Raw genomic sequence first — 25,727 nt, forward strand, 5'->3', positions numbered from 1 at the left:
AGCGAATATGAGGATCGGAATTGCTGGAATTGGTGCTGTAGGCTCTGCCGTTGCACGCGCTTTGGATCAAGGAGAGATGCCCGGTTGCGAGTTGGCGGCTATCGCTGCTCGTGACGACGACCGTGCGGTACAATTCACATCGACGCTGTCGAAACGCGTGCCAGACGCGACGATGATCGAGCTGGCTGAGATGTGCGATATGGTGCTTGAGGCACTCCCGCCCTCGATGTTCGAGGCCATCGCGCTACCGACTCTTCGGACGGGCAAAACCTTGATTGCCCTGTCCGCGAGCCAACTTTTAGGGAGAGATAACCTGCTGGAGCTAGCCCGCCATTCAGGAGGACGGATTGTCATTCCGTCTGGCGCAATGCTTGGGTTGGACTCCTTGAACGCGGCGGCAGTGGGAAAGCTCCATGAAGTTAAGATAATCACCCGTAAGCCCCAGCCAGCCTTATGAGTGCAAAGTCCATAATCCGGAATGAAATTGATCTGGACGGCATCAAAGCGGCGGTCTGCATTCTGAACGGGACTGTCAGTGATGTCGCCAGAGAATTCCCCGCCAACGGGAACGTCGCGGCGGCTGTAAGCCTTGCAGGGTTGGGAGCAGAACCAACGCAAATGGGAATATGGGCGGATCCGGATCTCACGTTCAATACACACTCAGTGAGCGTGCAGTCGGACAATTCGGACTTTTCAATGTCCATAAAGAACCGCCCCAGCGATGACATCGGACCGATTACGTCGCAAAGTGTGAAAGCTTACTTGCGCCAGCTGCATGCGGTACTGAGGATAGGGACATGAAGATTGTAGCAGCTTTCACTTTCCTTGGGAAAAGGGACTTCACAATGACAAGCACGGACGCATCAGCAGGCCCACAGTCGATACTCGCGGCTGATGACATCTCCTTCGAAGAAGAACCACAGGCCGCCGGAAAACTAAGTAAGCAAGACATATACCTTGAGCTGCGCCGCAGAATTTGTCTCCTCGATTATCAGCCCGGCAGCCGTCTGAACGAGAGAGAACTCGCTTCGGAATTCGGCGTAAGCCGGACCCCCCTCCGAACTGTTCTTCAGCGCCTCGAGTACGACGGCCTGATCGTGAGCCAACATGGCAACGGTACCGAAGTCACTTCCATCGAACTTGGTTCCATGCGTGACATCTACATCGTTCGCATGAGACTCATGGATGCCATGGCGGAATCTACCCCAAATCCGGTCACTGACGATATCCTGGAAAGCATTCAGGATCTTGAGCGCGAATGTCGGGATCTGATGGGCACAAAGGATAAACGGTCATTCGCTGAAATCATTATGCGACTGCATCAGGTCTTGCACGGTCTGAGCAGCAATGGCCCTCTCAGAGACTTCAACGATATCCTGTTCTTTCAGTCAGCGAGATTCTGGTTCCTTTTGCTTGAGAAGATGGATTTTGGACAACAAGTTGAAGACCTTCTCGATGAACTGCGCATGATAAGAAGGAGCTTGGAGTTGCGGGATGTTCGCTTAGTCGCGACCATTCACAAGTCCCACCTGGCAATAGTACTGTCACGCCTCGACGCCATGGAAGTAGAGCGACCATCAGCGTCCTAGTCGTGTCGCTCTTACTTGTGTCACGCTCGCCGCAAGCCGTCATCGCTCATCGAGGCGCGGATGTTCGACAGCTCAAAGCACTGCACTTGAATCCGGATAAAGAGGAGCAACGCTCGTGGGTGATCCGACAATTGGCATCATTGGAACCGGAGACTTCGCCGCCTACTTCATTTCCGCCCTCCGCAATGGCGGCCATCATGGTCGAATACTGCTATCTCCCTACAGTCTAAAGCGAGCTCAATCTCTCGCTGCCGACCAAAACTGTATTGTTTCCGAGAGCGACGGGGCGTTGATCGCTCAGTCAGACTGGGTGGTGCTGGCCGTTCGGCCAGAACAATTCGAAGAAGTTCTGCCAAGATTGCAGCTTCGTGCTGAACAGACTCTGATTTCTGCGGTAGCCGGGGTCAGAATCGATCAGTTGCGTGAAGCCGCTGGCGGGCTGGTTCGCGTCGTGCGTATCATGCCATCTAGCTATATTAGTGTGGTCGGCCAGGGTCTTTTTCCCTTGTATCCTGGTTTCACAGATGTTGAAGCAGTGTTAGGCCGCGCAGGCAACGTTCTGGTGTTCGAAAGTGAAGAGGGAATCGAACTCGCGATGATCGGAGCGTGCCTCGCAGGTTTTATGTATCGATTCACTGCTCAATTGGAGAGGTGGTTCATCGAGCACGGTCTCGAGCGCTCTAAGGCTCGGCATATAGTGGCGGGCAATTTTCTCGGCGCGGCCGGCAACGCGTTGACCCAGACGAATGTTTCGCTTGAAGAAATTTCAAACCGGATTGCAACGCCCGGAACATACACGAAAATTGGACTCGACCATCTTTTGAATGTGAATGCGTTTCATCCTTGGATTGAAGCGCTTGACCTCATCGATGACAGGATGAAATCTTGTTCCAACTCGCAAGCGGTTGACGGTAGGGACGATGGTTACCCACCGATTTGAGGTAGAAATAAAAATCAACTACGACTGTATCGGACAAGGCCAATAAAGCCGCAAAAGCATAGTGACGTAGGATGAGTTCTAGCCCCGTGCTTTTGAACCGATTCGAACCGTTGACCGAGCTATTTCGAGTAGGTGAGGTAACGGGTATTTACCGAACGTTTTTTCGGTGTGGGAAGCGCCTAACTTCTGGCGCCGCCAAGTTCGATCCAGAAATGATGGAGTGTGATCGGCTCCAGTGTGTTTTCCCTGCCGTGCGTTGACATGAATTGCCCGATCTTGAGACCCTTGTCTTGTAAAGTCTCGATCAAATGGTCGGCTTTGGTCCATCCGGCGACGCGTTCTTGAAGCAGGCCGTCGATCCATTCTGTCACACGGGATGACCAACTCGCGATATCGGAAACCTGTACATAAGCAATCATGCCAGCAACTTTGTGATCGGAGGCATGATGACCAGCCTTAAAGCGCTGAACCCCGCCTGTGGTTTTCTTGCTGCTGAAGACATATTCGCGCTCGTCACGATCCCTCCTGACGGGAGTGGGCAACCTCTTACATTCGAGAGGAAAGAGGATATCAAATTCAGTGTGCCTCCTTCCCTCGACTTCGATGACAGCCGAATTGGGAGCAATGATAAGATCGTGTTTCCGTGAGCCCTTAACCTTATCTCGCGTTTCCCTTCGGAACTGCAGAAAGTCAAATCCGTGAAGCCGCGATGCCGAAAGGAGATGGGCGCAGAGTTGATCGGTCAGCTCATCCTCGGCCTGGGCGAATGGTCGATCCTCGCGGTCGCGCCAAACGGGAAGTTGCGACCCAATAAATTCGAGGATCTTCTGCAACGAAGTCGCCCGCGGGAACAGGTTTTCCCGGAGAAGGCCGCTGGCGAGTATTGAGAATTCGGTGTCAGCAAACATCGATATCAATAGCCTTGCAGCCGGAGGTCGGACAAGGTCTCGTCCGCGTCGCGCAGCGCGACGGACCGCAACCAGTACCGCAGACGATTTGGTTTGATGAAGAATATGAAACGATCATCATAGATGCGGGCGATTCGCGTGACATTGATACTGGAGCCGCGCTGCTCTTTAAGTAACCGGTCAACCCGGCCGCGCAGTTTCTCTGCGCCTGACCAATCAACCGACGCTCCACCTCCAAAACTGAAGGGCTGGCACACAACTCCCGGCCAGACATAGGCGGTAAGTGGAACTAATGCGTCTTGACCATAGACAACGTTGATCTGGGAGCAGTAGACGTTCGCAAAGTCATCCAATGCTTTTTCGGCAGTCTTTTTGAGAGCCGCTGAGTCATCGCCCAATCTGACCAAATCGGATTGATAATCGACGATATCCGCCGCGATGATCGCTTCGTTCGCGCTGATCTCTAGCGCGCCATTTTCCATATAGGGTAGAGCGCGGATATCGCTCGCACCAATGGCCGTGGCTTTCTTTTTGAAGAGACGAGAACTGGAAAGGGCGACGAATGCTTGCAAGGCTTTCCTGTTCTCTGTGATCCACCGATCGACTGCTTTCAGTTTTGGTGCGTCACCTTTCTTTCCGGCAAAACCCACAATTTCGTTTTTGAATGCAAGAAAGGAGTCCTCCCAGACGGCGTGCTGAAGTCCTATATGTTTGCGCACCAGAAGCATGGGTGGCGAAAAATTCTCAGCGGTCCTGGGCCCTTCAAAATCCCTTTGCTCTATGACGCGAAATTTGTCTGGATCAATCTGGTCTGTGATGAACGCAGACGATGGAAACATATTCTCGCCAATTAGGTGAGTGGCATCCCGCGATACTCCCCGGTCACCTTCGATATAGCCGTCGCCGAACGTCCATTCCTGGGCCTCGGCGTATTCCTTCAGAGTTGGGTATTCTTTCAGGCGCTCCAAGAATGCAAATGTACGTCCTCCACCGACAATGTTGGCGGGCCAGATATCATCGGCGTTCAGAGCAACTGTGTTTGGAACCCAATGCAGGTCGTAGTAGTCGATATCGAACCCCTGCCCTGCATTCGCCCGGCCGGTTCGTCGGAAGACGGCGTGAAGTATTCGGCTGTTTTCCTTTGGCGCCTCCGCCGCCGCGACGACGACAATGACCTTGGTGTCAGCAGCTTCGAATAGCCCCCGCACGGAGACGAAATCCAAGACTTCGCGCACCCGCCAGCTCTTGAAGAACGTGCGGCGGAATTTTGCTGACCCCTGGTTATAAAGGAAACCATCCTGTTGCAGCATACAGAGCGCCCCTCCAGCCGCGACAATCTTCATCGCCTCGTGCAGGAAGAGGTAACCAAGCTGCTTGTCGGGGAGAGCGCCGTCGAACTCCTTTTGGTAAGCAGCAAAAGCTTTTTCAGCGCCAGGCGTCGTGAGCTTCGACTCAAAAGGCGGGTTGCCAACGACCACACCAACACGAATGTGCCGGAGGCGCCGGCAGGTTTGAACGGCGTTGAAAAAGCAGTCATGGTGAAGGCTACGGTTTGCGAGGATCGGAAATAATTTGACCGAAGCTTTGATTTCCTCAGATTCAAGCGCGTCACAAAGAGCAAGACACAAACTGAAACCCGCCAGCTGAATTGCTCCAGCTTCCATATCAACGCCGTGCACACGTCGAATGAGGGTTTTGAGAACCCTGACGCTTGGATGAGCCCAGTTGTTCCGGCTGCGCCAGTGCAAAATAAGCCGCTTATAAGCCTCGACCAGGAAAATTCCTGAGCCGCAAGCGGGGTCTAATATGACCTGCTTCTCCGCTTCCAGTTGATCGAGCCGCTTCCAGCTCAACGCTTCTTCTAGAACCAGCCGGACGAGCGCGGGTGGTGTATAGACTGAACTGTTGTTATCCTTCACAAACAGCTGATAGATATGACTGATCAACTCAACAGGCAGATCGCCAAAGGAATACGTCTTCCAAAGTGTCAGCTGCCCGCCAGCTTCCTTTTGCGCTTCGACCAGATCCGCGAAACGGCGCAACTGGTCGGTACCTCGCAACATCGCCTTTTCTTCATCGTTCAGCCGGAAGACATGACCGTTGAACCGATCCTCCATCGATTGAAGCAGCCGAATTAGCGCGGGTCCATCAGCCAGAACTTCGAAGAACTTTGTCGCGCCATCGACGAACTGACCGAAATAGTCAGTGCTCAGCACCTTTCTCTCTTCAAGGTAAGCAATGAGCAAAGACAGAATTAGCAAACGCCGCGATAGGCCTTCGTTGAGCACTTTCTCGCTTATCAGAGTTCGGTAGAGAACATCGACCGCTGCGATCAACCTCCGATGCGCAGCACGCGTCGAGGACAGCATTTCACGACACACTTCTGGATCATCCCAAATAGTGCCGTTCCGAATCCTTGTCGCATCCCACCATGCTGCATCCTCTTCGATCCGAGCTGCCAACTCGAGGGTTTTAACGGGATTGCAGACGAGTTTGCCGTTCTTATCGAGGAAGTCGGAATTATGGGCGCAGCGGAAAAGCTGAATAAGCCCCGCGGTCTTGCGATAGACCAACGGAACGCCTCCCCAGCTCCAGAGACGCTGATGTAGCTCGGCAAACTGTTGATCGGTTCGTTCATCATCGACAAAGACAAAGGCTTGCGCATGACCAGGTCGACCGTTGCGCCCCGCCTCGAAAAACACGGAATGGGCGGAGAAGTCGCGTGCCTTCTCAATGATGGCAACTTCTTCGGGATCCCGATTGTTCGGATCAAAGCCATCGGCAAGCACAAGGCCGCTGACGGCGCGGCGGACACCGTCCTTCGTGAGATCGCCGAGCCACAGAGCGCCGCCGTTCGATGTCGCGGTTTGCGTCGGTGTCATCATCTGCCTTGGAGGATCGTCTCGCGGTGATGGCAATATGCCTGCGCAATCATTAAATAAATACTACTTGGAACAGCCCAGCCCCATCGATTCCGAGACCAACGGGCGAATCTGGCGCTTGGCGATATTGCGCGCAATGTTTCCTCCAGCCAAGCAAAAAAGAATCGGCATTTGATTCTGCCTGATTGCCTGCAAATACGCAAATTCTCTACCCGCTTTTTCTGCCTTCCATCGTTTTGCTAGATCACCCCCCATGCCCGAAACCTTCCCCGCCCCGTCATCTCCCGCAGACCGAGCTCGCCGACGATCCGGAGCGCTGACTGCGGCTTCACGTCGAGGGCTTTGGCGATCATGCCGGCGGAAACGAGCGGTTTCGCCATGACGAGTTCGATCAACTCCGCCAGTCTTGAGGATGTCCGCCGACCGGCCAGTTTTCGCTCCAGCATCTGCCGCGCCAGCGCCAGACGATTGTGTTGCTTCAGGCCGAGCTCGGCCGCCGCGATCAACCCCTGCGCGATCGCCAGCAGCCGGGTCTCACGATCACGATGCCGGCGGCGCTCGACGGGAATGGATTTCAGGCCGCAATTGACGGCGGTCAGATGCGAGCCGGTCGTCAGGCCGGCCTGGCGCAACATAGAAGCGGCCAGCAGCCGGCCGAGCCAGGGCGCGTGCTGCAACACCTGCAGCTCGTTCCAGTCATCGAGGGCGATGATCGCCCGCAGCACTGGGGGCAGGCCTTCGGTCGCTGCAAGCACGCCGCGCCATTCCTCCAGTCGTTCGCCCTCGTCCCAGTCGAGGTCATAGACTAGCGGATCCTTTTCACGGCCGGCGGGCGCTGTCGTCTTGTTCAATAATGCTTCCGATCGGGCCAGCACGATGTTGATGGCTGCCATTTCCTTGGCGAGAGGATCAAAACCGTCAGCCCCCTCCCCTCCCCCAACGGGTTCCATCGCCTCGGCCGCTGGCGGGCCGGAGGCAACTCCGGTATTGTCAGCCGCAACAGGTTCCGTTGTCATATCCCGTCCACGACCGCGGAGTATCCTGAGACCCTCGGGGCTCAGCGCCCAGCCGGGCGGCTGGCTCGCAATCCGCCGACGCGTCCTGAGCACGTCGCTGGCGATGGTGAGTTCGTGGGTCGGGGTGCGAACATCGGCGCGGGCGTCGTGCAGCACCAGGTCCTCGAGATGGACGAGTTCGCCGTCGATCCACAGCGAGGCGCAGGCATCAGTGAAATGCATGCGTTCGAGGAAGCCCTGCCCGACCGGGGAACGGGCGATGCGCTCGTCGAGCCGCACCAGAGCCGCTGTCGCATCAGAAAGCGGCCGCAGCAAGGTGGCATGAGGAATCTTTGAGAAATCGTAAGGCATTGAAATTATGGTAAATGATTTATCCAACGAACTCTAGTGGAGAGTTAAGGTTCGTCACTGCCTCTGATGGTTCAGACCATCTATCACTTCCGATAAGTATCAAGTATCGATAGTGATGGTTTTGAGGCGGAACGTTCAAAATGTCAGTCGTTGAGGATCGGCGGAAAGGCCGCAAATGCAGGCTTTTCCCCGCCTTTTCATTTTAGATCGGTGGAATATCCCGCTTCATTTGAGTGGAATAAGGTGCGCCGAACCGTTCGGCCGAGCGCCCCTCCCCCAAGCACATCTCGCCAGCGTCGGCCCACTACTACAGCGCAGCGCTCGATTCCTCGCAAAACAACCAGTTTCGGGGCACTTCGGCCGTGGAAGGCTGCTGACAGGCGCGCCGTGGCCTAGATGAGTCGTTGCCTACCCTTGATGAGAGAACGCGCTCAGCGGCTTTCCATTTTGGTCATAAAACACGCTTGCAAACCCTCATTTTCTCACGCATTCATTATCTGTACAAACGCCACCAAAAACGAGCAAAAGCCAATGCCACAGGTTGCAACCGTCAGCTCCCCTTCCCGGCCGCAACGGCTGATCGGATACGCGCGGGTTTCGACCGACGATCAGCTCAACGATGCCCAGGTTGATGAGTTGCGCGCAGCCGGCTGCGATCGCATTCATCAGGAGCACGGATCCGGCTTATCCCGCGCAAGACCGGTGCTCACCAAGTTGCTAAAAGATCTCACTACTGGCGACGTGCTGGTCGTCGTTCGTCTCGATCGCTTGGCACGATCGGTCAGCCATCTGCTTCAAGTGATCGAAGACCTCGAAAAGCGCGGAGTTCATTTCCGCTCGCTGCGCGATCCGATCGACACATCGACGCCGCAGGGGATGTTCTCCTTGCAGGTGCTCGGCGCCGTCGCCCAGCTTGAGCGCGCCCTGATCGCGGAGCGAACCAAAGCTGGCATCAAGGCTGCGAAGGCCAGAGGGAAGCTTCCCGGAAATCCCGGTCTGCGCGAGCGCCGACCAGAAGCGATCAAGGCGGTGTCGGAAGCACGCGAGAAACATTATCTCGGCGAACTGATTTCGTCGGCACAGACGTGGCTCCCGACTGTGCGGCAGCTCCGGCCGCAGCATAGCTGGGACAATGTCGTGCGCGTCCTCAACCGCCGCGGCCACGACTGGACCGTTGAGCGGCTCCGGCGCGCCGTCCATCGTATGGTGCGCGAGAGGCTCGCCGATCCCGGCTTGCTTGCCCGGTCGCCGCGTCGCACCCCGGAGGATCATCTCATGAAGCTGGTTGCCGCGATCACCATCGCCGATCCGGCTTTGTCGTTGCGCGACATCGCCGCGCAACTGGACCAAATGGGGGAGCGGCCGGTGCGTGGTGGTAGGAAGTGGCAGCCGTCTTCCGTCAGGGCCCTGTTGGACGAGGCACATCGCTTCGGCCTCGTTCGCTCCTGAGTGCCTGGTTCATAAGGCGCCCGAGCTTCCTGTCCCGCAAACTCCCCTTTACGGCCGAAATCGCTTTCCAATCCTGGCTGGCCAGGATCTGTTCGGCCAGTTGATGATACTCGATATCGGGTCTGAGCCTGAGCTTCGGAGCGGTTTCCAGAATTCCAACCGAATGGGGCGTTTCGGCGTCCTGTGGCAGTGAATTGCGTTTACGATTGGCCAACTCTCGCTCGAGGTAAGACGGCGGCGGTCCGAGCCATCGCCTTGCCTGCGCCAGATCAAGCAACTGCGCCACGGCCATGAATGTGACGATGCGCCACGGAAACGACAGGCAGACGAGAGGGTTGCCGCGGGCGGCGAAAGCGGGAAGGCGTCCCAAGGGAAGCTTCAGGTCAAACCATGCAATGAACGGTTTGCCATTTGCCTGTGACGGCGACCACAAGGTTTCGATCGCAACCTTTATCTCATCCAGTGCGACGCTGCTCTCCCTCCCCTCGATAGCGGCGTCTACCGCAGCCGTTAGCAGGAGCAGGAAATCTACCGTGGCCGTCCCTTCGACCTTCTTTCGTCCCCCCGATACCGCGGTCGAGCAGTGTCCACAGATAAGCCGCGCCTCTTCCTCGATACATTCGAAGCGGAAGCGGTCCCGTGCGAAACAGTGGTCACACCAATCTTGCAGCATGCAACGATGTTTCCGACAAACCGCTGTTTCGACATGAGCCCATTCACGGCGAAGATAGTGATCCCGGCCCACCGACACATCCTCATCAAGGCAATCGAGGCAGATCCCGCGCTCACGGCGGTCGGCAACATACCAGGTGATCGACCTCACCGATCGGCTCAACATCATTGCTTCGACTTCAGCGATCTTTAGTCTGGCGGTGCGCCCCCACGATCTAAGGACCAGCGGATCCGGGCGAAAATCCCGCAATTCGAAACTGCCGGAAGCCGGCGGCCGATCCTCATGCCCCAGCCAATGCTCGATTTCGCCCGGCGTGCATCCGTAGCGACAAGCCACTCTGGACTGCCAAGATGAGATCAGTTCATTTGGGTAAGGCCGCGGTGCGATCGGCAAGAGGGGGATTTGCCTCACCGCGCCGATCGCCGCTGGAGCGAGCGTTCCGACCGCCGAACCATGGCGACAAGCGGCAACACAAGGTCGTCGCGGCTGAAGCTGTCGGCGGTGATACATTCACTACCGTTGCGGATGGCGTCGGTAGCAACGGTCTCCATCAGCCGGAATATGCGCACAGTCACGCCATCGGTGAGCTCAAGAACCCGCCGGCGAACCGCCGGAGATGTCACTGCCGAAGGCCGGCGTAGGGGAAAAATCGACGCCAGGCTCGAAAGAAGCTGGCCCAGCTGTTGATCGTTCGACCAGCGCTCCAGGTGAAACGCTTCGAACCGCTCGGCGAGCTGCGGGTCCGTGAGAAGCGCCTGCCGGGCAAGATCGGTGCCGGCGCAGATCAACGGCACCTTCAGGTCGTTGGCAAGAAAGCGGATCACATTAAGGAAAATCCGTTGCTGGCGAAACGTGCCGGTCAGCATGGCGTGGATCTCGTCGATAACAAGCATTCGCACGCCCATCCTGCGCATCAGGCTACGGCAGATCGTTTTCAAGCGGAATGCCGCGTCGCTGTTCGGCCCCGGCGCGCCGAGCGCATTCAAGAGCTCGCCATAGACATCGCGCTCCAACGGCTCTGCGGGCATCTGCATCGCCACAACCGGCATGAAGGTCACGCCGGTTCCCCTGTCGAAAGTCACGGGATGATCACGAAGAAACTTGCGGATGATCTTTGTTTTTCCCATGCCGGTGTCGCCATATAGGAGCAGGCAGGGCATGCGGTCGCGCGGAGGATAGGAGAGCAGATCCTCGAGCCGCAGCAGGGCCGAATTCGCCTGAGCCGTTTCGAGCCAGCGATCTGCCCGGATCCAGGCGATGCGCTCACTGTCGCTCAACTCGGCATAACTCCGGTAGGCCGGGAGAAGATGGGCATAATCACTCACGACCATTCCTCCACGGCCAATGGCGACACGTCGACGCAGACATCGTCTTCGACGTCCGATTCCGGTAAATCGGTAGTCCGATCACGGGCTGCCAATGCACGCTCTTTCCGCTCAGCATGGCGGCGCATGGCCCGGGTCTGCTGAACGGCGCTCTCCATAAGCCGCCGTTGCTCGGCGATGGTTTCGAAAATCAGATGCTCGTCGACAGCTCGGACTCCCCGAGCCCTCAGTGCAGCACGCGCCAGGCGATGTTCTCCGAGCGTAATCGGCGGCCGGTCTAGGGCCGCAAAACGCACTGGCCAGATCGAACCGTCTGCCTGCTCTACATAAACACAGGAGAGATCGCGCGGATCATACTTGACCCGCATCTGGCGCGACGATCGCCCAGCCAAAGGACTGAGAACGTCATCCCAATAACGAATTCCGAACAGATGCAGGCCATCCCTGCGGATACAGCGCTCCTCGTAGGGGAGAAAATCGCGCAGAAACTGTTCTGGATCACGCGGCAGGCGCAGGGGCTGGGAACGGGCCGCGACCGCATCGTCCCAGGCTGTCCTCGGCGGAAGCAGCAATGCGCTGTGAACTTCGGCATGGTAGCGGCCGACGATCTGGAGGGCCAACCATCTCTCCAATTCGTCCAGTGTCATTGCGGCATGCTTCTGCGGATCGTAAGAGCCCCGCTTGGCAATGCTGCTCGAAGTGGATCCTGGCAGCAGATGCACTGCGCCCATCATGGTTCCGATCAGCCGTTCGATATGCCCGCCGTAATGCGGCCGCGCCACAGGCCGGTACATCAGGTCGATCCCATGCTCAGGGGCTCCCCTGACAAGGGCCTTGCCATGGAATTCTGCTCCATTGTCGAGGTGAATGACGTCAGGCAATCCAAAAACCGGCCACTCGGCATCAATGCCCTTCGCCTGCAGCCAAGGTTCTTTGGGCATCAGCAGGTTCTGGATCGCCAAGGCGACTGATGTCGACGATGGGCTTTCCAGGCTGAGATAGAAGCCGGCCACCATGCGGCTGGCAACATCGATCGCCAACGTCAGCCAGGGGCGCTGCAGCGGCTTGCGGCTAACCGCATCGACGATGAACAAATCCACCAGCGTGTGATCGATCTGAACAATCTGAAGGGCATAGTCGGCGTTATATTCTTGCACGACAACGCCGAACTTTTCGGATGCCGCCTTCGCTCCTTCCCTCCATCGCATAAGTATCTTAGGATCTATGCAGTCTACCCGCGCCCGGACAGCCGTCCACGATGGCGCGCGAACTCCGCGTTCATGGCAAATTTGCCGTACCCGATCGTGAAGAGCGGTGATCGTTGGCCGCTCGCGTTTCCGGTAGGTATCATGAATCGCCGCTTGAATGATCTCCTCAATGTCCTGCGGCAACAGCATTCTACCCTTGGAGGGTCCCGGCATAGCATCCAGCAATGAGCTCGTGACCGGCGATGCGCGATATTGGTTCAGCAGCTTATAGAAACGCGTTTGCCCCAACTTCAGCTCCCGGCAGGCCCTGCCCACATGCGCGGCAGAAAGGCGGGACAGCAAAGCCAAGGGGCGAATAACCTTCTCGCGCGACACAGCCCTCAGCCAGGCTGCGTCGTCGACGGTCAACTTGTCTGGTTTCCGGCCCATCGACGCTCGCTCTTACATCGATCTGCAAATCAGGCTAAATTCCACCGAACCTACTCAAGTTCACTCAATTAGAATGAGCGATTATTGTTACGCGGCAAAGACATGCAGTCCGCTTATTTAAAAAGAGGCACAAGCGAGAATCGGGGCAAATCACGGCTTTGAAGACCGCCGAAACCGTTCTTTTGGAGCGCCTATGGCCAAGCCCAAGACATCACTGACTGCCGTCCAGCGCCGCGCCGAAGAACTCGACACCATTGCCGCGGTGCTGCCGATCGAACGCCGCGACGAACTCGCAGAGCTGCTTTCCGACCACGACGTCGAAACGCTGCGCCATCTGGTCAACCAGGGTATGGGCGACAACACGCTGCGGGCGCTGACCTCGGATCTCGCTTATCTCGAAGCGTGGGGGCTGGCGACGACCGGACAATCCCTGCCCTGGCCGGCACCCGAGGCGTTGCTGCTGAAATTCGTTGCCCATCACCTCTGGGACCCGCAGCACCGCGAGACCGACCCTGATCATGGAATGCCGGCCGATGTCGACGACAACCTTCGAAGCCAGCGCTTTCTGAAATCCTCTGGCCCGCACGCGCCGGCCACCGTGCGCCGGCGGCTGGCGAACTGGTCGACATTGACCAAGTGGCGCGGCCTCAATGGTGCCTTCGCCTCCCCTGCCCTCAAGTCGGCCATCCGCCTTGCGGTTCGCGCCGTCCCCCGGACGCGGGGTCGCAAGAGTGCCAAGGCGGTGACGGGTGACGTGCTGGCAAAACTGCTGGCGACCTGCGGAACCGACAGTTTGCGTGATCTCCGCGATCGGGCAATCCTGATGGTCGCCTTTGCCTCCGGCGGCCGCCGGCGCAGCGAGATCGCCGGCTTGCGCCGTGAGCAGCTGACCGTCGAGGCGCCGATCCCAGTGGAGAATGGCGCGCCCCTCCCCTCTCTCGCCATTCATCTCGGTCGAACCAAGACTACGAATGGCGAGCAGGACGACGTCGTCTATCTGACCGGCCGGCCGGTGGAGGCGCTGAATGCCTGGATCACGGCGGCGAAAATCGAGAGCGGGAGCGTGTTTCGGGCGATCGGGCGCTGGGGGACTGTTTCGCGGCGCCAGATCGATCCGCAGTCGGTCAATGCCATCATCAAGCAGCGGGCGGAGATGGCCGGGTTGGCGCCTGGGGAGTTTTCCGCACATGGGCTGCGGTCTGGCTATCTGACCGAGGCTGCCAATCGTGGCATACCGCTTCCTGAGGCGATGGAGCAGTCGCGCCACCGATCGGTCCAACAGGCATCGAGCTATTACAACAGCGCCACCCGACGCAGCGGAAGGGCGGCGCGATTACTTTCGTAAATCTCCCAGCTGGATTCCCGTCACCGCTTCCCAGATTTCGCAACTCCGAGAAAGACTCGTTCGCCGTGGTCATTTGAAATAGTCTTCGAATGCTTTGAAGCTGTACTGCACGGGGTCACTCTCTGGCTTCAACTGAACTGAGATTTCATCGAAAACCTGTTGAATGTCAGCAAGGTCTGGATCGGTGTAGATCAACACGGTCACTCCGTGTGTTTTGAAAAACGCCTTCTGTTTTGCGACCTCACGATGGAAATTGGACGCTGCCTCTTGGTTCACCGCTTTCTGCGTCTTTGTCTTCAAGCCTGTCAGCCGACCATGGCTCGACCAGGGAGAAAGCTCGAACCCCACTTTGTCCATCGTGAATGGATGGATGACCGTGAAATCCAGACGATACTGGTGTTTGCTCGCCGCGCCGCCATAGCGGTATTCCGGAATGAGCAAGGGGACGTCGAGGGGCTTGTCGGACGCTTCAACGAATTGGGAGTAAAGTTCTGCAATTGCGTCCTGGTGGTCGGAGGCAGCGCCTCGCACCAGAACATTTTTGAAGAATTTTAGATACTCGGCCACACCTGAAAACGTCATTGTTTCGTTCTTGCCCGGTAGCACCAGTCCCGTCTCTAAAATGTGCCCGATCGACCAGTAACGCGGCTTGAACCGGCGTATTTCGCTCTTGTCGTTTTCCCATTCGCCATCGGCAAAGCGCGGCGTAACCAATAGACCGTAATTCGCGTGGTTCTGCCCGATCCATACCTCGGCCTCACCGACGGTTGGCCGCGGCCGGTAGAATTCTTCGTAGCGTTTGAGAAATGAGCGACGAAGAAAGAGATGGAGGTATTTTATGTAGTCCGGCGAACGCCTAACGTTATTGAAAAGTATGTTGTATTTGCTGTCTGAAGGCGTCGAGGCGCGAAACCTAATCCAGGCGTCCATCCAAACCGTCACAAACTGCTCCGGCCCAGATATGATGTCGTTATGGAGGTCGATAAATTCACCTGCTTTGCTACCGATAATCCCATTCAATGTCTGCTGATCCGGCAAATTGGCGTCCAGCAGAACGAGAGGCAGCAACTCATTCAATTCCGAATCGATTGCCCTGATCAGTTTGTTTCGCTCAGTTTTAAGCTTGTCTCTCGGTACCATTCTCTCGCTCTCAAGATCGCTCTTTTCGTCCTTGCGAGAAGCACTAAACCACACGCGTTAAAATTGCGCATAGGTGGTTTCCTGACGGGAACAACAAAGTCCCAGACCATACTTTGAAGCGAGAATTTTGCTGGCGCCGGCGCACCCACATCGCGGGGTCCAAGTCGACGCTGTTGACTGAGTCGCGAAGAGCGGCACTTGGATGCGTCAGTTTTTCGATCCCAACGGGCTGACCTTTCACTCGCGCCGGCTCGGTGAGCAAAGAATCCAGTTGATGAATGAGAGCTGCTATTGCTTGAGTGGCGGCTATAACACTCTGTTTGTAAAGGACATACCCGAGGTGCGATGTAATTCCTCGGCGAACGCGTTAAGGTTTTGTTAACCCTAAATAGCTTGCCAGCCTGTCAGAATCGATGCTTATTGCCAGCAGCGGAGTGATTAGGAAATTCCGCTCAGAAGCGCTATTTCAAGAAATCAGGTCCGGGGATGCCCAAAATCGCTGCAAAATTACCGCCAAAAGATGAAGACCTGATGGGCTTGATTGAGCGCCATTCTCGTTCCTTGTCGGCGCAACTGCAAGAGCATCAGCTCGCGACCTTTCCCCCCACGGCGGAAAAGGGCATCCGCACGTTTCAGCCCGCTGAGGCAGCAAAGCTGGTCGGCGTGAAAGAGGTTTATCTCCGTCAGCTCGCAAACGAGCTCGAGGGGCTTGAGGTCAGCACCAGTCCGACCGGGCGCCGGTCATATTCCGTCGAGGATATGCACAAGATCCGCAAGCACCTCGACCAGGTCGGCCGTGGCAATCGTCGTTATCTCCCACACCGTCGCGACGATGAAGCGTTGCAGGTTATCTCGGTTATGAATTTCAAGGGCGGCTCCGGTAAAACCACGACTGCTGCTCACCTGGCCCAATATCTCGCGCTTCGCGGCTACCGCGTGCTGGCGATCGATCTGGACCCGCAGGCGAGCCTTTCCACACTCTTTGGCAACCAGCCGGAAACCGATGTCGGCGTAAATGAGACGCTCTACGGTGCGATCCGGTATGATGACGCTCGCCCAATGGCCGAAATTGTTCGCGCGACCTACATCCCCGATCTTCATCTGATCCCCGGCAACCTTGAACTTATGGAGTTTGAACACGATACGCCGCGAGCGCTGATGAAGCGGAAGATCGGCGATACCATGTTCTTCCACCGGATCAGCGAGGTGCTTGACCAGGTCGCGCCCAATTACGACATCGTGGTGATCGACTGCCCACCGCAACTGGGCTACCTGACCCTCTCCGCCCTGACTGCAGCCACCTCTGTTCTGATCACCGTGCATCCACAGATGCTCGATGTGATGTCGATGAACCAGTTCTTGTCGATGACATCGGATCTGCTTCGGGAGATCTCATCGCACGGCGCGCGCTTTGATTATAACTGGATGCGCTATCTCGTGACACGGTTCGAGCCGAGTGATGGGCCACAGAACCAGATGGTCGGATATCTCAGGGCGATATTCGGAGAAAATGTTCTAAACTTCCCGATGCTGAAGACAACGGCCGTTTCCGACGCCGGTCTTACCAACCAGACCCTTTTCGAAGTGGAGAGAGGCCAATTCACGCGGGCCACGTACGATCGCGCGCTTGAGGCGATGAACAACGTCAACGACGAGATCGAGTCGCTGATCAAGAAAGCATGGGGAAGAAAGTCATGAGCAGGAAGGACATCCTTCGCACCCCCAAGCCAACCGCCGCCGCCGCGGCGCCGGTTGAAAGACCGACTAAGAGCCGAAGCATTCTTCCGCTCATGGGTTCCCCACCGGCGGAAGGACCGACACCGGCGTCATCGCGGCTCACCAGCCAGGTTGGCGGCGCTTTCGCAGAAGGCAAGGCAAGATTTGAGCGCGCCGAAGAAATCGAAAAACGCCTGGCTGAAGGCCAGACCATCATTGAGTTAGATACGGATACAATCGACCCGTCTTTCATTCCGGACCGCATGCCCGGTGATATCGACGGTCTAGTTGAAGCGATCCGCGAGCAAGGCCAGCAGATCCCGATTCTTGTGCGCCCTCACCCCGAAACCCCGGGTCGCTATCAAGTCGCATTCGGGCACCGTCGTCTGCGTGCAGTCTCGGAACTCAACCGTCCCGTCAAGGCGGTCGTCAGGGACCTGACCGACGAGCAGCTCGTCATTGCCCAGGGCCAGGAAAACAATGAACGTGAGGATCTGACATTCATCGAAAAGGCGCGTTTTGCCTCCCGGTTGACCGAGAGGTTTTCGCGAGATGTGGTGATGGCCGCGTTGTCAGTCTACAAAAGTGATCTGTCTAATATGCTGTCCGTCGTAACGCGCATTCCCAAGGATATTGTCGATGCGATCGGCCCGGCGCCGGGGATTGGCTTAAAAAGTTGGGTGGCTCTCGCCGACCTTCTCGCACGTGACGCCGACCTCGAACATGCCTCAACCTTCTTGCGATCGGCGGAGGCGAAGGCCCTGCCCTCGGCTGACCGGTTTAAGTCACTTGTTGCCAGCCTCAAACCCGTGCCAACAAAGCGCGGGCTTCCGCATGTTCTGACGACGCCCACCGGCGTGCGTCTGGCCCAGGTGACGAAGAGCAAAACCAAATTGGACCTGTCGATTGACCGGCGCGAGATGCCTGACTTCGCCGCATTCGTGCTCGAGCGATTGCCAGTACTCTTTGAGGAGCATCGCGCCAAGAGCGGTGCTGAAGACCAGTTGAACAACGGAGACTAAGCGCAAAAAGAAAAAGGCCCCCAAAACGTCGCCGTCGTGGAAACCTCTTTCAGATCTAAGCAACCTGAGAATCGCACTTCCACGAATGTTCGTCAAGAGTCTTGGCACCGATTTGGTGAGCCGATTTCTTTTGCCTTGTGAAAGGTGAAAGACGATGCAGACAGGAAGTGTGACGACGCCCTTTGGGCGGCGGCCGATGACGCTTGCTCTCGTGAGGCGGCAGGTTGCTACAAGCGAGATCAAGGCGGGCAAATCAGTCGAGAAGTGGAAGGTCTTCCGGGATGCTTCCGAGGCCAGGGAAGCACTCGGCCTGCAGTCGAACAGCCTTGCTGTTCTTGACGCCCTAATGAGTTTCTATCCGGAGAACGAATTGCGCCAGGAAGCACAATTGGTGGTGTTCCCCTCGAATGCACAGCTGATCCTTCGTACCCACGGTATGGCCGGGGCGACACTTCGCCGCCATCTTGCATTGCTCGTAGAGTCCGGGCTGATCGTTCGGAAGGACAGCGCGAACGGCAAACGCTACGCTCGCAAGAATACCGCCGGCGAAATCGAGAATGCCTTTGGCTTCGATCTCTCGCCAATCCTCGCCCGATCCGAAGAATTGGCGCTCGTCGCGCAAAAAGTCGTCGCTGCACGGTCCGCATTCAGGCGGGCCAAGGAGAACCTGACGATCTGCCGACGTGACGTTCGCAAGCTGATTTCCGCAGCAATGGAGGAGGGCGCCGAGGGCGACTGGGCGGCCATCGAAGCGATCTATGTCGAACTTGCGAGCCGCATACCACGCTCCCCGACTATGACAGACATCACGAACATTCTCGACGAGATGGAACTGCTCCGCGAAGAGGTCATTAATCGATTGGATAGTCAGGAAAATTCACAATTTAATAGCAGCAATGCTGCTCATATTGAGCAGCACATACAGAATTCAAATCCCGAATCCTTCAATGAACTTGAACCTAGCTCCGAAAAAGAGCAGGGCGCAAAGCCGGGCAAACCCGACAAGCCAAAGGTCGAACCGATGAAGGCTTTCCCTCTTGGTGTGGTGTTGAAGGCCTGTCAGCAGATGGTTGACTATGGACCGGGCGGCGCGGTCGGAAGCTGGCGCGACCTCATGTCGGCCGCGGTGGTGGTGAGATCGATGCTGGGGATCAGCCCAACAGCTTACCAAGATGCGTGCCAGGTCATGGGGCCGGAAAACGCCGCGGTGGCGGTCGGCTGCATACTTGAGCGCGCAAATCTGATCAATACCCCAGGTGGGTACTTACGGGATCTGACGCGGCGCGCTGAGCGCGGTGAGTTTTCTCTCGGTCCGGTGATAATGGCGCTGCTCCGCAACAATGGGGGCAGCCTCCTTCGAGCCGTGTAATCGGCCGTTAGTTGCGACTAACCGGGCTAAGCGGCTCAAATGATAGGTGTTTCCGGATTGCTTGGCGTTTCCGTCGCCGTTCCGGGCGATTTCGCGGTTTGGCAAAGTTCGTTGTACTGCAATACCGGCATCGCGATATTGGAGCCCGGAGGACGGAATGTATAGTGCTGGGATGTAGAGTAGCAGGTGCAGATGCGTGGGTAAATTCGACCCTACCAGCGTCTCAAATACAAACTGGTCAGAGTTTCAGTTCACAGATGATCGGGTGCAAGACAGGTGCATGCGTTGGTTCGCTCGAATTGCTCGACAGGCATCGCTGACGCGATGCTCATGGTCGTTAGTCGTGACTAACCGCCTCAAGTTACTGAAATCATACCTTTTTCGAAGGTATTGACCAACGGTCTTTGTTGCCGCCAGTTTCTTCGAGTTCAGCAGCGCGCCGGCAACGAGTTCCTGGGCTTTCGAGAGATCCTTGGATCCCCGGCTGCTGCGTACTCCTGAGTTGCGTCGGATACCGGCTCAAGATCATCGGGTTCATAACGCGATGATGCTGCGTGTTCACGAACGCATCGCAGGACCGGCTAGCGGGCGCGGATCGACCCTACGCGCCGCCAGTGGGTCGTTCCTCACGGTCTTGAGAACGCATGATCTAAGCTGCTCGCCCGGCGAGACAGGGGGAAGAAGAGTGGCGAGTGCCGTGCGGCGAAACCCCAGGCTTCAATCTCGGCTGACCCCCGTTTGCCAGGCGGCCTAACGTTAGTCAGCCAGCCCACAGCGGCGCGGGAGGCAACCGCGCCAGTTCATCATAGGGGCTGCTATACCGTGTGATTTTGTTGGAAATAGAATCTTTCGATAAATGCAAAACGACACTTTGGAGCATAGGCTTACCGTCGGCCGCCTAGGCCATGCTGCGTTCGCAGGTGACTGAGAAACGACTTAAGCGTTCATCGTCGACGACTCGCGTACGAATACCCCGCAGTTCCACCGCGCCGAGCGTTTCTCTCAGGCGAGAGACGCGGTTTCGGGCTTCGAGGGTCGTAGCAAGCGCGAACCGCAATCCTCGGAACCCAAGGATGTCTGGATGAAAATTGTTCGCCGAGCCATGATGCGGCAATGTAATGATCGCAATCCGGTCATCAAAGCCTTCGAAAAATGTCCGCCATGGCTTTCGCCATTTATCTTGGCGAAGCGCGGCGTCGCCCGTGCCCAACCAGCCGATGCCATCAGCTGACCAGAAGAAGCTACCGTAGGGTGGTTCTTCGAGCGAGGAGCGCCATTGCCGGGACGGCTCTGTGTGGCTTGAACTTGCGACGGCCCGTTGAGATAACGGCCCAGAGTAAAGTGACATCGAAATCGCATTGTGTCCTCCAGCGAAATGCCGGTTGTAGATTTCGACCAGCCGCCTCGCACTTTCGATAGACCGTAGGTGCTGAAGCAGCGATTTAGAGAGCTTTGTCTCTTCATTTCCCCGGAAGCCAAGCGCCTTCTTGATATCCCTAAGAAACCGCTTTCGGGCCGGATCGTCGACCGGATGGACATAGGGCAGGAGAATCCAATCGCCCCTGCGCCATGCGTCACCTGTAAAGGCTTGCCACTCCAGTTGGAGATACGAACCGGATGCAGCCACAAACGCCCCGCTTTGCGTCTGTCGTGCTGTCGGATCCGCAGGAGTGAGCTTTTCAGCGATCGGCCCGTGTGGCGCACGCATGTAAGTCGCCAGTCTGTTTGCCGAAAAGCCTTTGGACGGAGCGTCATCAAGTCGTATTCGGCGTCCAGCGGACGGATCGTCAATCGGACTGTCGGGTTCTGCGCCACGGGCCGGAGGGATATCGTCGGGCCTGCCCGGCTGAAGGAAGATGACTCGCTCCGCGCCTCTCCCGAGCCACCAGTCTACAGGGTTCTCAAAGTAGTCGAGTGAAGATCGGGAGGCCGCACCGAGCTCGAAATCGGAGAGAATGAAAAGCAGGCGCTCTACGACGTCCAGATAGGGAAGAATGACCGTCTTCGCTGGCGCCATTGCCTGCAGACGATCGATGCCGTTGATGTGGTCGGCATGAAGATGCGAAACAAAAAGCACGTCCGTCTTTCCGTCGGATGCCGCACGGTAGAGCGACAGTTCACTGTTGAAGGCGTCGCTTCGTTCCGAGCCGCAATCATAGACATAGGAAAAGCTTGTGACGGGGCGCTCATTGGCCGAGCGTACGCCGTCGGGCGGCCCCTCGACCGTCGAGATCAAGCCGGAGTGAAAACCGCCATGGCCGACCGGGTGCTGGGTACGTGTGATTTTTGCGTGTTGCATCTGCGTCCGGATTTTTCAGGGGTAAGGGTCCTCGTTGGAAGTCGAGGATCTCTCGTTCGAGAATCGATTGGGGCGGCGTTCGACTTCGGCTCAAGACATGGTGGATGACGTGTGTTGCATTTTTCCGCGGCCGAGGAGGCTGGCGCGGATCTGCTCTGATTTTGTCGCGCCCGGCGTCGGGGAAGGGGAGGGTGAAGAGGGCTCTGAGTTTCGCTCACCGCCGGCTGCCTTTTGCTTCAGCCTAAGAAAGCGGTTCTGAGCCGTCATGCGATCACCCTCACTCAGCGCTTCCAGCGGCCTACCGTCCAGATCATGGCGAACGGAATCGGGCTGGGCGCTTGCGAAATAATAACGCTTCGAGTGGACAAAGGCAGCAACCGCGCGGCGCAACGTCGTCATGCCAACACCAGGTTTCAAGAGCGGGCGAATTTCCTCAAAGAGTCCGATAGCAAACGGTCGGATAAGATCACCCGGCCTTGCCGGTAAGATCCTGACCGGACGAGCAAGCAACGCGTTTATAGCGTCTGCTTTCTGGATCTCGATCTGCGAAGCTACGATCGGGCCGCGGCTGACTGTCCAATTTTTTGTCATACGTTCCAACCCATCTTCTCTTCCCTGCAAGGCTGGGACCTGCGTCGTCTAAGCTATTCTTGTTGCAGAAGTGCATATTGTGGAAGTCGATCTCAAGGCCCCAACGGTGCTCCATCCTTCTATTTGGTACAAAACAGTCTGGGCAGGGACGCTATTTACATACTCGCCTGCGCGAGTGGCGCTCTCTGGCAGAATCCTCTATATTGCAAACATGAGCGACGAACAGACCATATCGAACTCCACCAAGTCGGCCGTTGAAAAGGTCCTCCGTGACCGGCTTGGCCAGGCAGGGTTTTCTGGCGCCGACATTCGGGCCGATCGAGACAGCGATGGCGATCCGATCCTGCTGGTCGACGTGAAGTATGCTTATTCGGACAAGCCGATCAATTCGAAACTCACTTACGGTCTTTCCACCGAGGTGCGAAAAGCTTTGAGCGCCCTTGGCGAGACGCGGTTTCCGCATATTCGGCATCATTTCGACGAACAGCAGAAGATCGCAAGCTAAGTGTCGAATGATTTAATCGCCACCGCTCGGCGGCTTGCCAAGGCCAGCCCGAAGCGTCCACGCCAGTCCGACCTCAAACGTGGTGTCAGTACAGCTTACTATGCGCTGTTTCATGCGCTGGCTCGCGATTGTGCCGATCTTCTGGTGGGGACAGGCGATACGCGCAGTGAGCCGGCATGGACGCAAGTCTATCGGACTCTCGAGCATGGTGTCGCGAAAAATTCCTGCAAAGCAGCGGCAAGCCGCGGCTTTCCGGGTAGTATCGTCTCATTCGCCGATACGTTTGTCATCCTGCAGGAAGAACGTCACCGCGCCGATTACGACCCGCTTGCGCGTTATGTCCGGGCCGAGGTCCTCGTTCTGATCGACAACTGTGAGCAGGCAATCAGAGATCTTGCATCGGCGCCGCGATCGGATCGCAAGGCGTTCGCGGTATGGGTTCTGCTCCAGAAAAAAAGATAAGGCCCTCTCCTAGAGTTAGCCGCAGAACAAATCAAGAACACAAATAGTTTTCGAACATGAGCTCTGTGTGCAACGCTCAAGCCTGGCTGCCCCAGTCGTCACCCGAAGGGCCCAATCCCTGACCCAGTATTGCCGGCTCCTGGGCGCAGGGGAAGGGTCGCCTGCCGAAGAGACGGTGGGACATGGTGGGAAGGCGATAGAGGGAGAGGAGGGAAGGGGATTTGTGGCGGGATAGGAGGCTGGAGAGAGGTTCCGGCCGGTCCGCCACGGAGAAAACCGACATGGCACAAGCCATCCAGAAAATCACCCTCAGTGCAGCCCGGGATATTCCCTTCAATAAGCTGGTGCTCAGCCAGCAGAACGTCCGCAAGATCAAGGCAGGCGTCTCGATCGAAGACCTGGCGGAAGACATCGCCCATCGCGGTCTGCTCACCAGCCTCAACGTCCGCCCCGAACTCGATGGCGATGGCAACGAGACCGGCGTCTACCGCATCCCGGCTGGCGGGCGCCGTTATCGCGCCCTCGAACGCCTCGTCGCGCAGAAGCGGTTGGCCAAAACCGCCGGTGTTCCCTGCATCGTCAGCAAAGGTGAAACCCTCGAAGTCGAGGACTCGCTCGCCGAAAACGTCCAGCGCGTCAGTCTGCACCCGCTCGATCAGTTCCGCGCCTTTCAGACCTTGCGGGAGCAGGGGCTTGGCGAGGAGGAGATCGCCGCGCGCTTCTTCGTTTCGGTCGCGACCGTCAGGCAGCGGCTTCGTCTGGCGTCCGTCTCCCCGCGGCTTCTCGACCTCTATGCCGAGGACGAGATGACGCTGGAGCAGATCATGGCGTTCTCGATCACCAACGACCACGTCCGCCAGGAGCAGGTCTGGGATACGGTCTCCCGTTCGCATAGTCGCGAGCCCTATTACATCCGCCGGCTGTTGACCGAAACCGCAATCCGCGCCAGCGACCGCCGCGCCGTCTATGTCGGCATCGAAGCCTACGAGGCCGCAGGCGGTGTGACGATGCGCGATCTCTTCGACCAGGATCAGGGCGGCTGGCTGCAGGATCCGGCGCTGCTCGAGCAGCTCGTGATGGAAAAGCTGAAAGCTGACGCCGAGGCAATTCGGATAAGCGAAGGCTGGAAATGGGTCGAAGCCGCCTTCGACTTCCCCTACGGCCACACGTCCGGCCTGCGCCGCGTCTACGGCGAGCAGGCTGAAATGACTGAAGATGAACTGGCCCGCTATGACGCCACCCGTGCCGAATACGACAAGCTCGACGCAGAATATGCGGAGGCAGATGAGTACTCGGAAGCGACCGAACAGAAACTGGAGGAGCTTGGTGCCGAGCTCGACCGGCTCAACGACCGTCCGTACGTGTTTGATCCACAGGAGGTCGCCCGCGGCGGTGTCTTCGTGTCGATCGGCGCCAGCGGCGAGCCCAAGATCGAGCGAGGCTTCGTGCGGGCCGAGGATGAACCAAAGGATGAGACCGATCCCTCGGCTGATACCGGCGACGATGGTGCCGATCATGGCAGTGATCTTCCGGCAACCCGGGCGGCCGGCGGCGAGGGCACGCAACCGGATGACGAGGACGAAACGATCAAGCCGCTTCCCGACCGCCTCGTTCTCGATCTCACGGCAGCTCGGACAATCGCTTTGCGCAACGCGTTGGCAAACAATCCTGTCATCGCCTTTGTCGCAGTGCTGCATGCCTTCGTCCTGAAGACCTTCTACGTTTACGGTTCGGATTCGTGCCTGGAGGTGACGCTGCAGAGCGCTCGCTTCAGCCAGACGCCCGGTCTCGGCGAAACGGTCTGGGCGAAGGAGATCGATCAAAGGCAGGAAGGCTGGGGCCAGGATTTGCCCAAGGACCCGAACGATCTCTGGGATTTCCTGATCAAGCTCGACGAGGTCAGCCGCCAGGCCCTGTTTGCGCATTGCGCCGCGTTGTCGGTCAACGCGGTGATCGAACCCTGGAACAAGCGGACCCGGGCGATCGCCCACGCCGAGCAACTGGCCCGCTCCATCGGTTTCGACATGGTGGAAGCCGGTTGGACGTCGACCGCCGACAATTATCTCGGCCGTGTCACAAAAGCGCACATCCTGCAGGCGGTTCGTGAGGCAAAGGGGGACCAGGGGGCGGAGCTGATCGGCCATCTCAAGAAAACCGACATGGCCCGCGAGGCCGAGCGGCTGATGACAGGCTGCGGCTGGTTGCCTGAACCCCTTCGCATGACGATCGGGGAAGGCACGATCGAAAGCGACGCTGTCGCAGATAGTGCCGTCCAGCCCGATGAGGTTGAGCCTGTATTCGGAGCTTCAGACCTGCCGGCCTTCCTGCTCGACGAGCCGGAAACGTCGAGCGATGGCGACGGCGATATGGAAAGTGGGATCGACGGCGAGCATCTCGCTGCCGCCGAATAGGTTCACGAGCGTCACATCAGCCTGACCCGATCGCATTTGCGGTTGGGTCTTCTTTCCCAACAGCCCGGCCATCGCGCCGGGCTTTTCCTTTTCAGGA

At 57.5% G+C, this 25,727-nt stretch carries 21 protein-coding genes; 12 read left to right on the top strand and 9 right to left on the bottom strand.

Annotated elements, in window-relative coordinates:
- Positions 1–7 precede the first annotated feature (7 nt).
- The 4 genes from JTP94_RS10230 to JTP94_RS35890 all read left to right on the top strand — a co-directional run bounded on the left by JTP94_RS10230 (position 8) and on the right by JTP94_RS35890 (position 2,529).
- Positions 8–457, top strand: a complete 450-nt coding sequence (locus tag JTP94_RS10230) for an NAD(P)-binding domain-containing protein (protein WP_204850389.1) — start codon at positions 8–10, stop codon at positions 455–457.
- Complete coding sequence (locus tag JTP94_RS10235; RefSeq protein ID WP_204850390.1) at positions 454–801, top strand: aspartate dehydrogenase domain-containing protein; 348 nt, start codon at positions 454–456, stop codon at positions 799–801. The genes JTP94_RS10230 and JTP94_RS10235 overlap by 4 nt, the downstream gene beginning before the upstream one ends.
- A complete protein-coding gene (locus tag JTP94_RS10240; protein ID WP_246754787.1) occupies positions 798–1,589 on the top strand; it encodes a GntR family transcriptional regulator in 792 nt (263 codons plus the stop codon). The genes JTP94_RS10235 and JTP94_RS10240 overlap by 4 nt, the downstream gene beginning before the upstream one ends.
- A 115-nt stretch (positions 1,590–1,704) precedes the next feature.
- The gene (locus JTP94_RS35890) at positions 1,705–2,529 is read left to right on the top strand and encodes an NAD(P)-binding domain-containing protein (protein ID WP_204850391.1); all 825 of its coding nucleotides are present in this window, start codon (positions 1,705–1,707) and stop codon (positions 2,527–2,529) included.
- Between the two features lie 179 nt (positions 2,530–2,708).
- Here the strand turns inward: JTP94_RS35890 and JTP94_RS10250 are convergent, their stop codons facing one another.
- The 3 genes from JTP94_RS10250 to JTP94_RS10260 form a co-directional block, all read right to left on the bottom strand.
- Complete coding sequence (locus tag JTP94_RS10250; RefSeq protein WP_204850392.1) at positions 2,709–3,437, bottom strand: hypothetical protein; 729 nt, start codon at positions 3,435–3,437, stop codon at positions 2,709–2,711.
- 5 nt (positions 3,438–3,442) lie between these two features.
- Positions 3,443–6,322 carry a class I SAM-dependent DNA methyltransferase gene (locus JTP94_RS10255; protein ID WP_204850393.1) on the bottom strand — a complete coding sequence of 960 codons (2,880 nt, stop codon included), beginning with the start codon at positions 6,320–6,322 and terminating at the stop codon, positions 3,443–3,445.
- A 236-nt stretch (positions 6,323–6,558) separates the two neighbouring features.
- Positions 6,559–7,686 carry an RHE_PE00001 family protein gene (locus tag JTP94_RS10260; RefSeq protein WP_204850394.1) on the bottom strand — a complete coding sequence of 376 codons (1,128 nt, stop codon included), beginning with the start codon at positions 7,684–7,686 and terminating at the stop codon, positions 6,559–6,561.
- A 531-nt stretch (positions 7,687–8,217) separates the two neighbouring features.
- Between JTP94_RS10260 and JTP94_RS10265 the strand changes: the two genes are divergently transcribed.
- Positions 8,218–9,135 (top strand): recombinase family protein, encoded by a 918-nt coding sequence (locus tag JTP94_RS10265; protein ID WP_204850395.1) that lies wholly within the window; start codon positions 8,218–8,220, stop codon positions 9,133–9,135.
- Here JTP94_RS10265 and JTP94_RS10270 read toward each other — a convergent pair.
- Genes JTP94_RS10270 through JTP94_RS10280 form a run of 3 tightly spaced genes read right to left on the bottom strand, consistent with a single transcriptional unit; the run spans position 9,086 to position 12,770 of the window.
- Positions 9,086–10,318: a TniQ family protein gene (locus JTP94_RS10270; protein WP_246754789.1), complete on the bottom strand. Its 1,233-nt coding sequence runs from the start codon at positions 10,316–10,318 to the stop codon at positions 9,086–9,088. The two genes, JTP94_RS10265 and JTP94_RS10270, sit on opposite strands and share 50 nt — an antisense overlap.
- Positions 10,216–11,133, bottom strand: coding sequence for a TniB family NTP-binding protein (locus JTP94_RS10275; protein WP_204850397.1), 918 nt, complete (start codon positions 11,131–11,133; stop codon positions 10,216–10,218). The genes JTP94_RS10270 and JTP94_RS10275 overlap by 103 nt, the downstream gene beginning before the upstream one ends.
- Entirely contained in the window at positions 11,130–12,770 is a 1,641-nt protein-coding gene (locus JTP94_RS10280) for a Mu transposase C-terminal domain-containing protein (protein WP_204850398.1), read from the bottom strand. The genes JTP94_RS10275 and JTP94_RS10280 overlap by 4 nt, the downstream gene beginning before the upstream one ends.
- 193 nt (positions 12,771–12,963) lie before the next feature.
- Here JTP94_RS10280 and JTP94_RS10285 point away from each other — a divergent pair, with 193 nt between their 5' ends.
- Entirely contained in the window at positions 12,964–14,115 is a 1,152-nt protein-coding gene (locus JTP94_RS10285; protein ID WP_204850399.1) for a site-specific integrase, read from the top strand.
- A gap of 69 nt (positions 14,116–14,184) precedes the next feature.
- Here the strand turns inward: JTP94_RS10285 and JTP94_RS10290 are convergent, their stop codons facing one another.
- Positions 14,185–15,255, bottom strand: coding sequence for a hypothetical protein (locus JTP94_RS10290; RefSeq protein WP_204850400.1), 1,071 nt, complete (start codon positions 15,253–15,255; stop codon positions 14,185–14,187).
- Positions 15,256–15,741: 486 nt separating this feature from the next.
- On the opposite strand from JTP94_RS10290, the gene repA reads away from it, so the two are divergent.
- From repA to repC, 3 genes are all read left to right on the top strand, one after another.
- Complete coding sequence (repA, locus tag JTP94_RS10295; protein ID WP_204850401.1) at positions 15,742–16,953, top strand: plasmid partitioning protein RepA; 1,212 nt, start codon at positions 15,742–15,744, stop codon at positions 16,951–16,953.
- A complete protein-coding gene (repB, locus tag JTP94_RS10300) occupies positions 16,950–17,993 on the top strand; it encodes a plasmid partitioning protein RepB (RefSeq protein ID WP_204850402.1) in 1,044 nt (347 codons plus the stop codon). Before repA ends, repB begins: the two co-directional genes overlap by 4 nt.
- Positions 17,994–18,147: 154 nt before the next feature.
- Entirely contained in the window at positions 18,148–19,362 is a 1,215-nt protein-coding gene (gene repC, locus JTP94_RS10305) for a plasmid replication protein RepC (RefSeq protein WP_204850403.1), read from the top strand.
- A gap of 898 nt (positions 19,363–20,260) precedes the next feature.
- Here repC and JTP94_RS10310 read toward each other — a convergent pair.
- Complete coding sequence (locus JTP94_RS10310; protein ID WP_204850404.1) at positions 20,261–21,598, bottom strand: hypothetical protein; 1,338 nt, start codon at positions 21,596–21,598, stop codon at positions 20,261–20,263.
- Between the two features lie 153 nt (positions 21,599–21,751).
- Entirely contained in the window at positions 21,752–22,252 is a 501-nt protein-coding gene (locus JTP94_RS10315; RefSeq protein ID WP_204850426.1) for a ProQ/FINO family protein, read from the bottom strand.
- Positions 22,253–22,331: 79 nt separating this feature from the next.
- Here JTP94_RS10315 and JTP94_RS10320 point away from each other — a divergent pair, with 79 nt between their 5' ends.
- The 3 genes from JTP94_RS10320 (at position 22,332) to JTP94_RS10330 (ending at position 25,630) form a co-directional block, all read left to right on the top strand.
- The gene (locus JTP94_RS10320) at positions 22,332–22,757 is read left to right on the top strand and encodes a hypothetical protein (protein WP_312038146.1); all 426 of its coding nucleotides are present in this window, start codon (positions 22,332–22,334) and stop codon (positions 22,755–22,757) included.
- Complete coding sequence (locus tag JTP94_RS10325; protein WP_064682844.1) at positions 22,758–23,219, top strand: hypothetical protein; 462 nt, start codon at positions 22,758–22,760, stop codon at positions 23,217–23,219.
- A 281-nt stretch (positions 23,220–23,500) separates the two neighbouring features.
- Entirely contained in the window at positions 23,501–25,630 is a 2,130-nt protein-coding gene (locus JTP94_RS10330; protein ID WP_204850405.1) for a ParB/RepB/Spo0J family partition protein, read from the top strand.
- Positions 25,631–25,727 lie beyond the last annotated feature (97 nt).

Source organism: Martinezella lusitana, from assembly GCF_016901135.1.
Lineage (GTDB): Bacteria > Pseudomonadota > Alphaproteobacteria > Rhizobiales > Rhizobiaceae > Rhizobium > Rhizobium lusitanum_D.

Coding starts and splice junctions, on each gene's coding strand:
- repB (WP_204850402.1), top strand. CDS start 16,950: ATGAGCAGGAAGGACATCCTTCGCACCCCCAAGCCAACCGCCGCCGCC.
- JTP94_RS10260 (WP_204850394.1), bottom strand. CDS start 7,686: ATGCCTTACGATTTCTCAAAGATTCCTCATGCCACCTTGCTGCGGCCG.
- JTP94_RS10250 (WP_204850392.1), bottom strand. CDS start 3,437: ATGTTTGCTGACACCGAATTCTCAATACTCGCCAGCGGCCTTCTCCGG.
- JTP94_RS10240 (WP_246754787.1), top strand. CDS start 798: ATGAAGATTGTAGCAGCTTTCACTTTCCTTGGGAAAAGGGACTTCACA.
- JTP94_RS10315 (WP_204850426.1), bottom strand. CDS start 22,252: ATGACAAAAAATTGGACAGTCAGCCGCGGCCCGATCGTAGCTTCGCAG.
- repC (WP_204850403.1), top strand. CDS start 18,148: ATGCAGACAGGAAGTGTGACGACGCCCTTTGGGCGGCGGCCGATGACG.
- JTP94_RS10280 (WP_204850398.1), bottom strand. CDS start 12,770: ATGGGCCGGAAACCAGACAAGTTGACCGTCGACGACGCAGCCTGGCTG.
- JTP94_RS10230 (WP_204850389.1), top strand. CDS start 8: ATGAGGATCGGAATTGCTGGAATTGGTGCTGTAGGCTCTGCCGTTGCA.
- JTP94_RS10255 (WP_204850393.1), bottom strand. CDS start 6,322: ATGATGACACCGACGCAAACCGCGACATCGAACGGCGGCGCTCTGTGG.
- repA (WP_204850401.1), top strand. CDS start 15,742: ATGCCCAAAATCGCTGCAAAATTACCGCCAAAAGATGAAGACCTGATG.
- JTP94_RS10235 (WP_204850390.1), top strand. CDS start 454: ATGAGTGCAAAGTCCATAATCCGGAATGAAATTGATCTGGACGGCATC.
- JTP94_RS10290 (WP_204850400.1), bottom strand. CDS start 15,255: ATGGTACCGAGAGACAAGCTTAAAACTGAGCGAAACAAACTGATCAGG.
- JTP94_RS10265 (WP_204850395.1), top strand. CDS start 8,218: ATGCCACAGGTTGCAACCGTCAGCTCCCCTTCCCGGCCGCAACGGCTG.
- JTP94_RS10270 (WP_246754789.1), bottom strand. CDS start 10,318: ATGTATCACCGCCGACAGCTTCAGCCGCGACGACCTTGTGTTGCCGCT.
- JTP94_RS10330 (WP_204850405.1), top strand. CDS start 23,501: ATGGCACAAGCCATCCAGAAAATCACCCTCAGTGCAGCCCGGGATATT.
- JTP94_RS10285 (WP_204850399.1), top strand. CDS start 12,964: ATGGCCAAGCCCAAGACATCACTGACTGCCGTCCAGCGCCGCGCCGAA.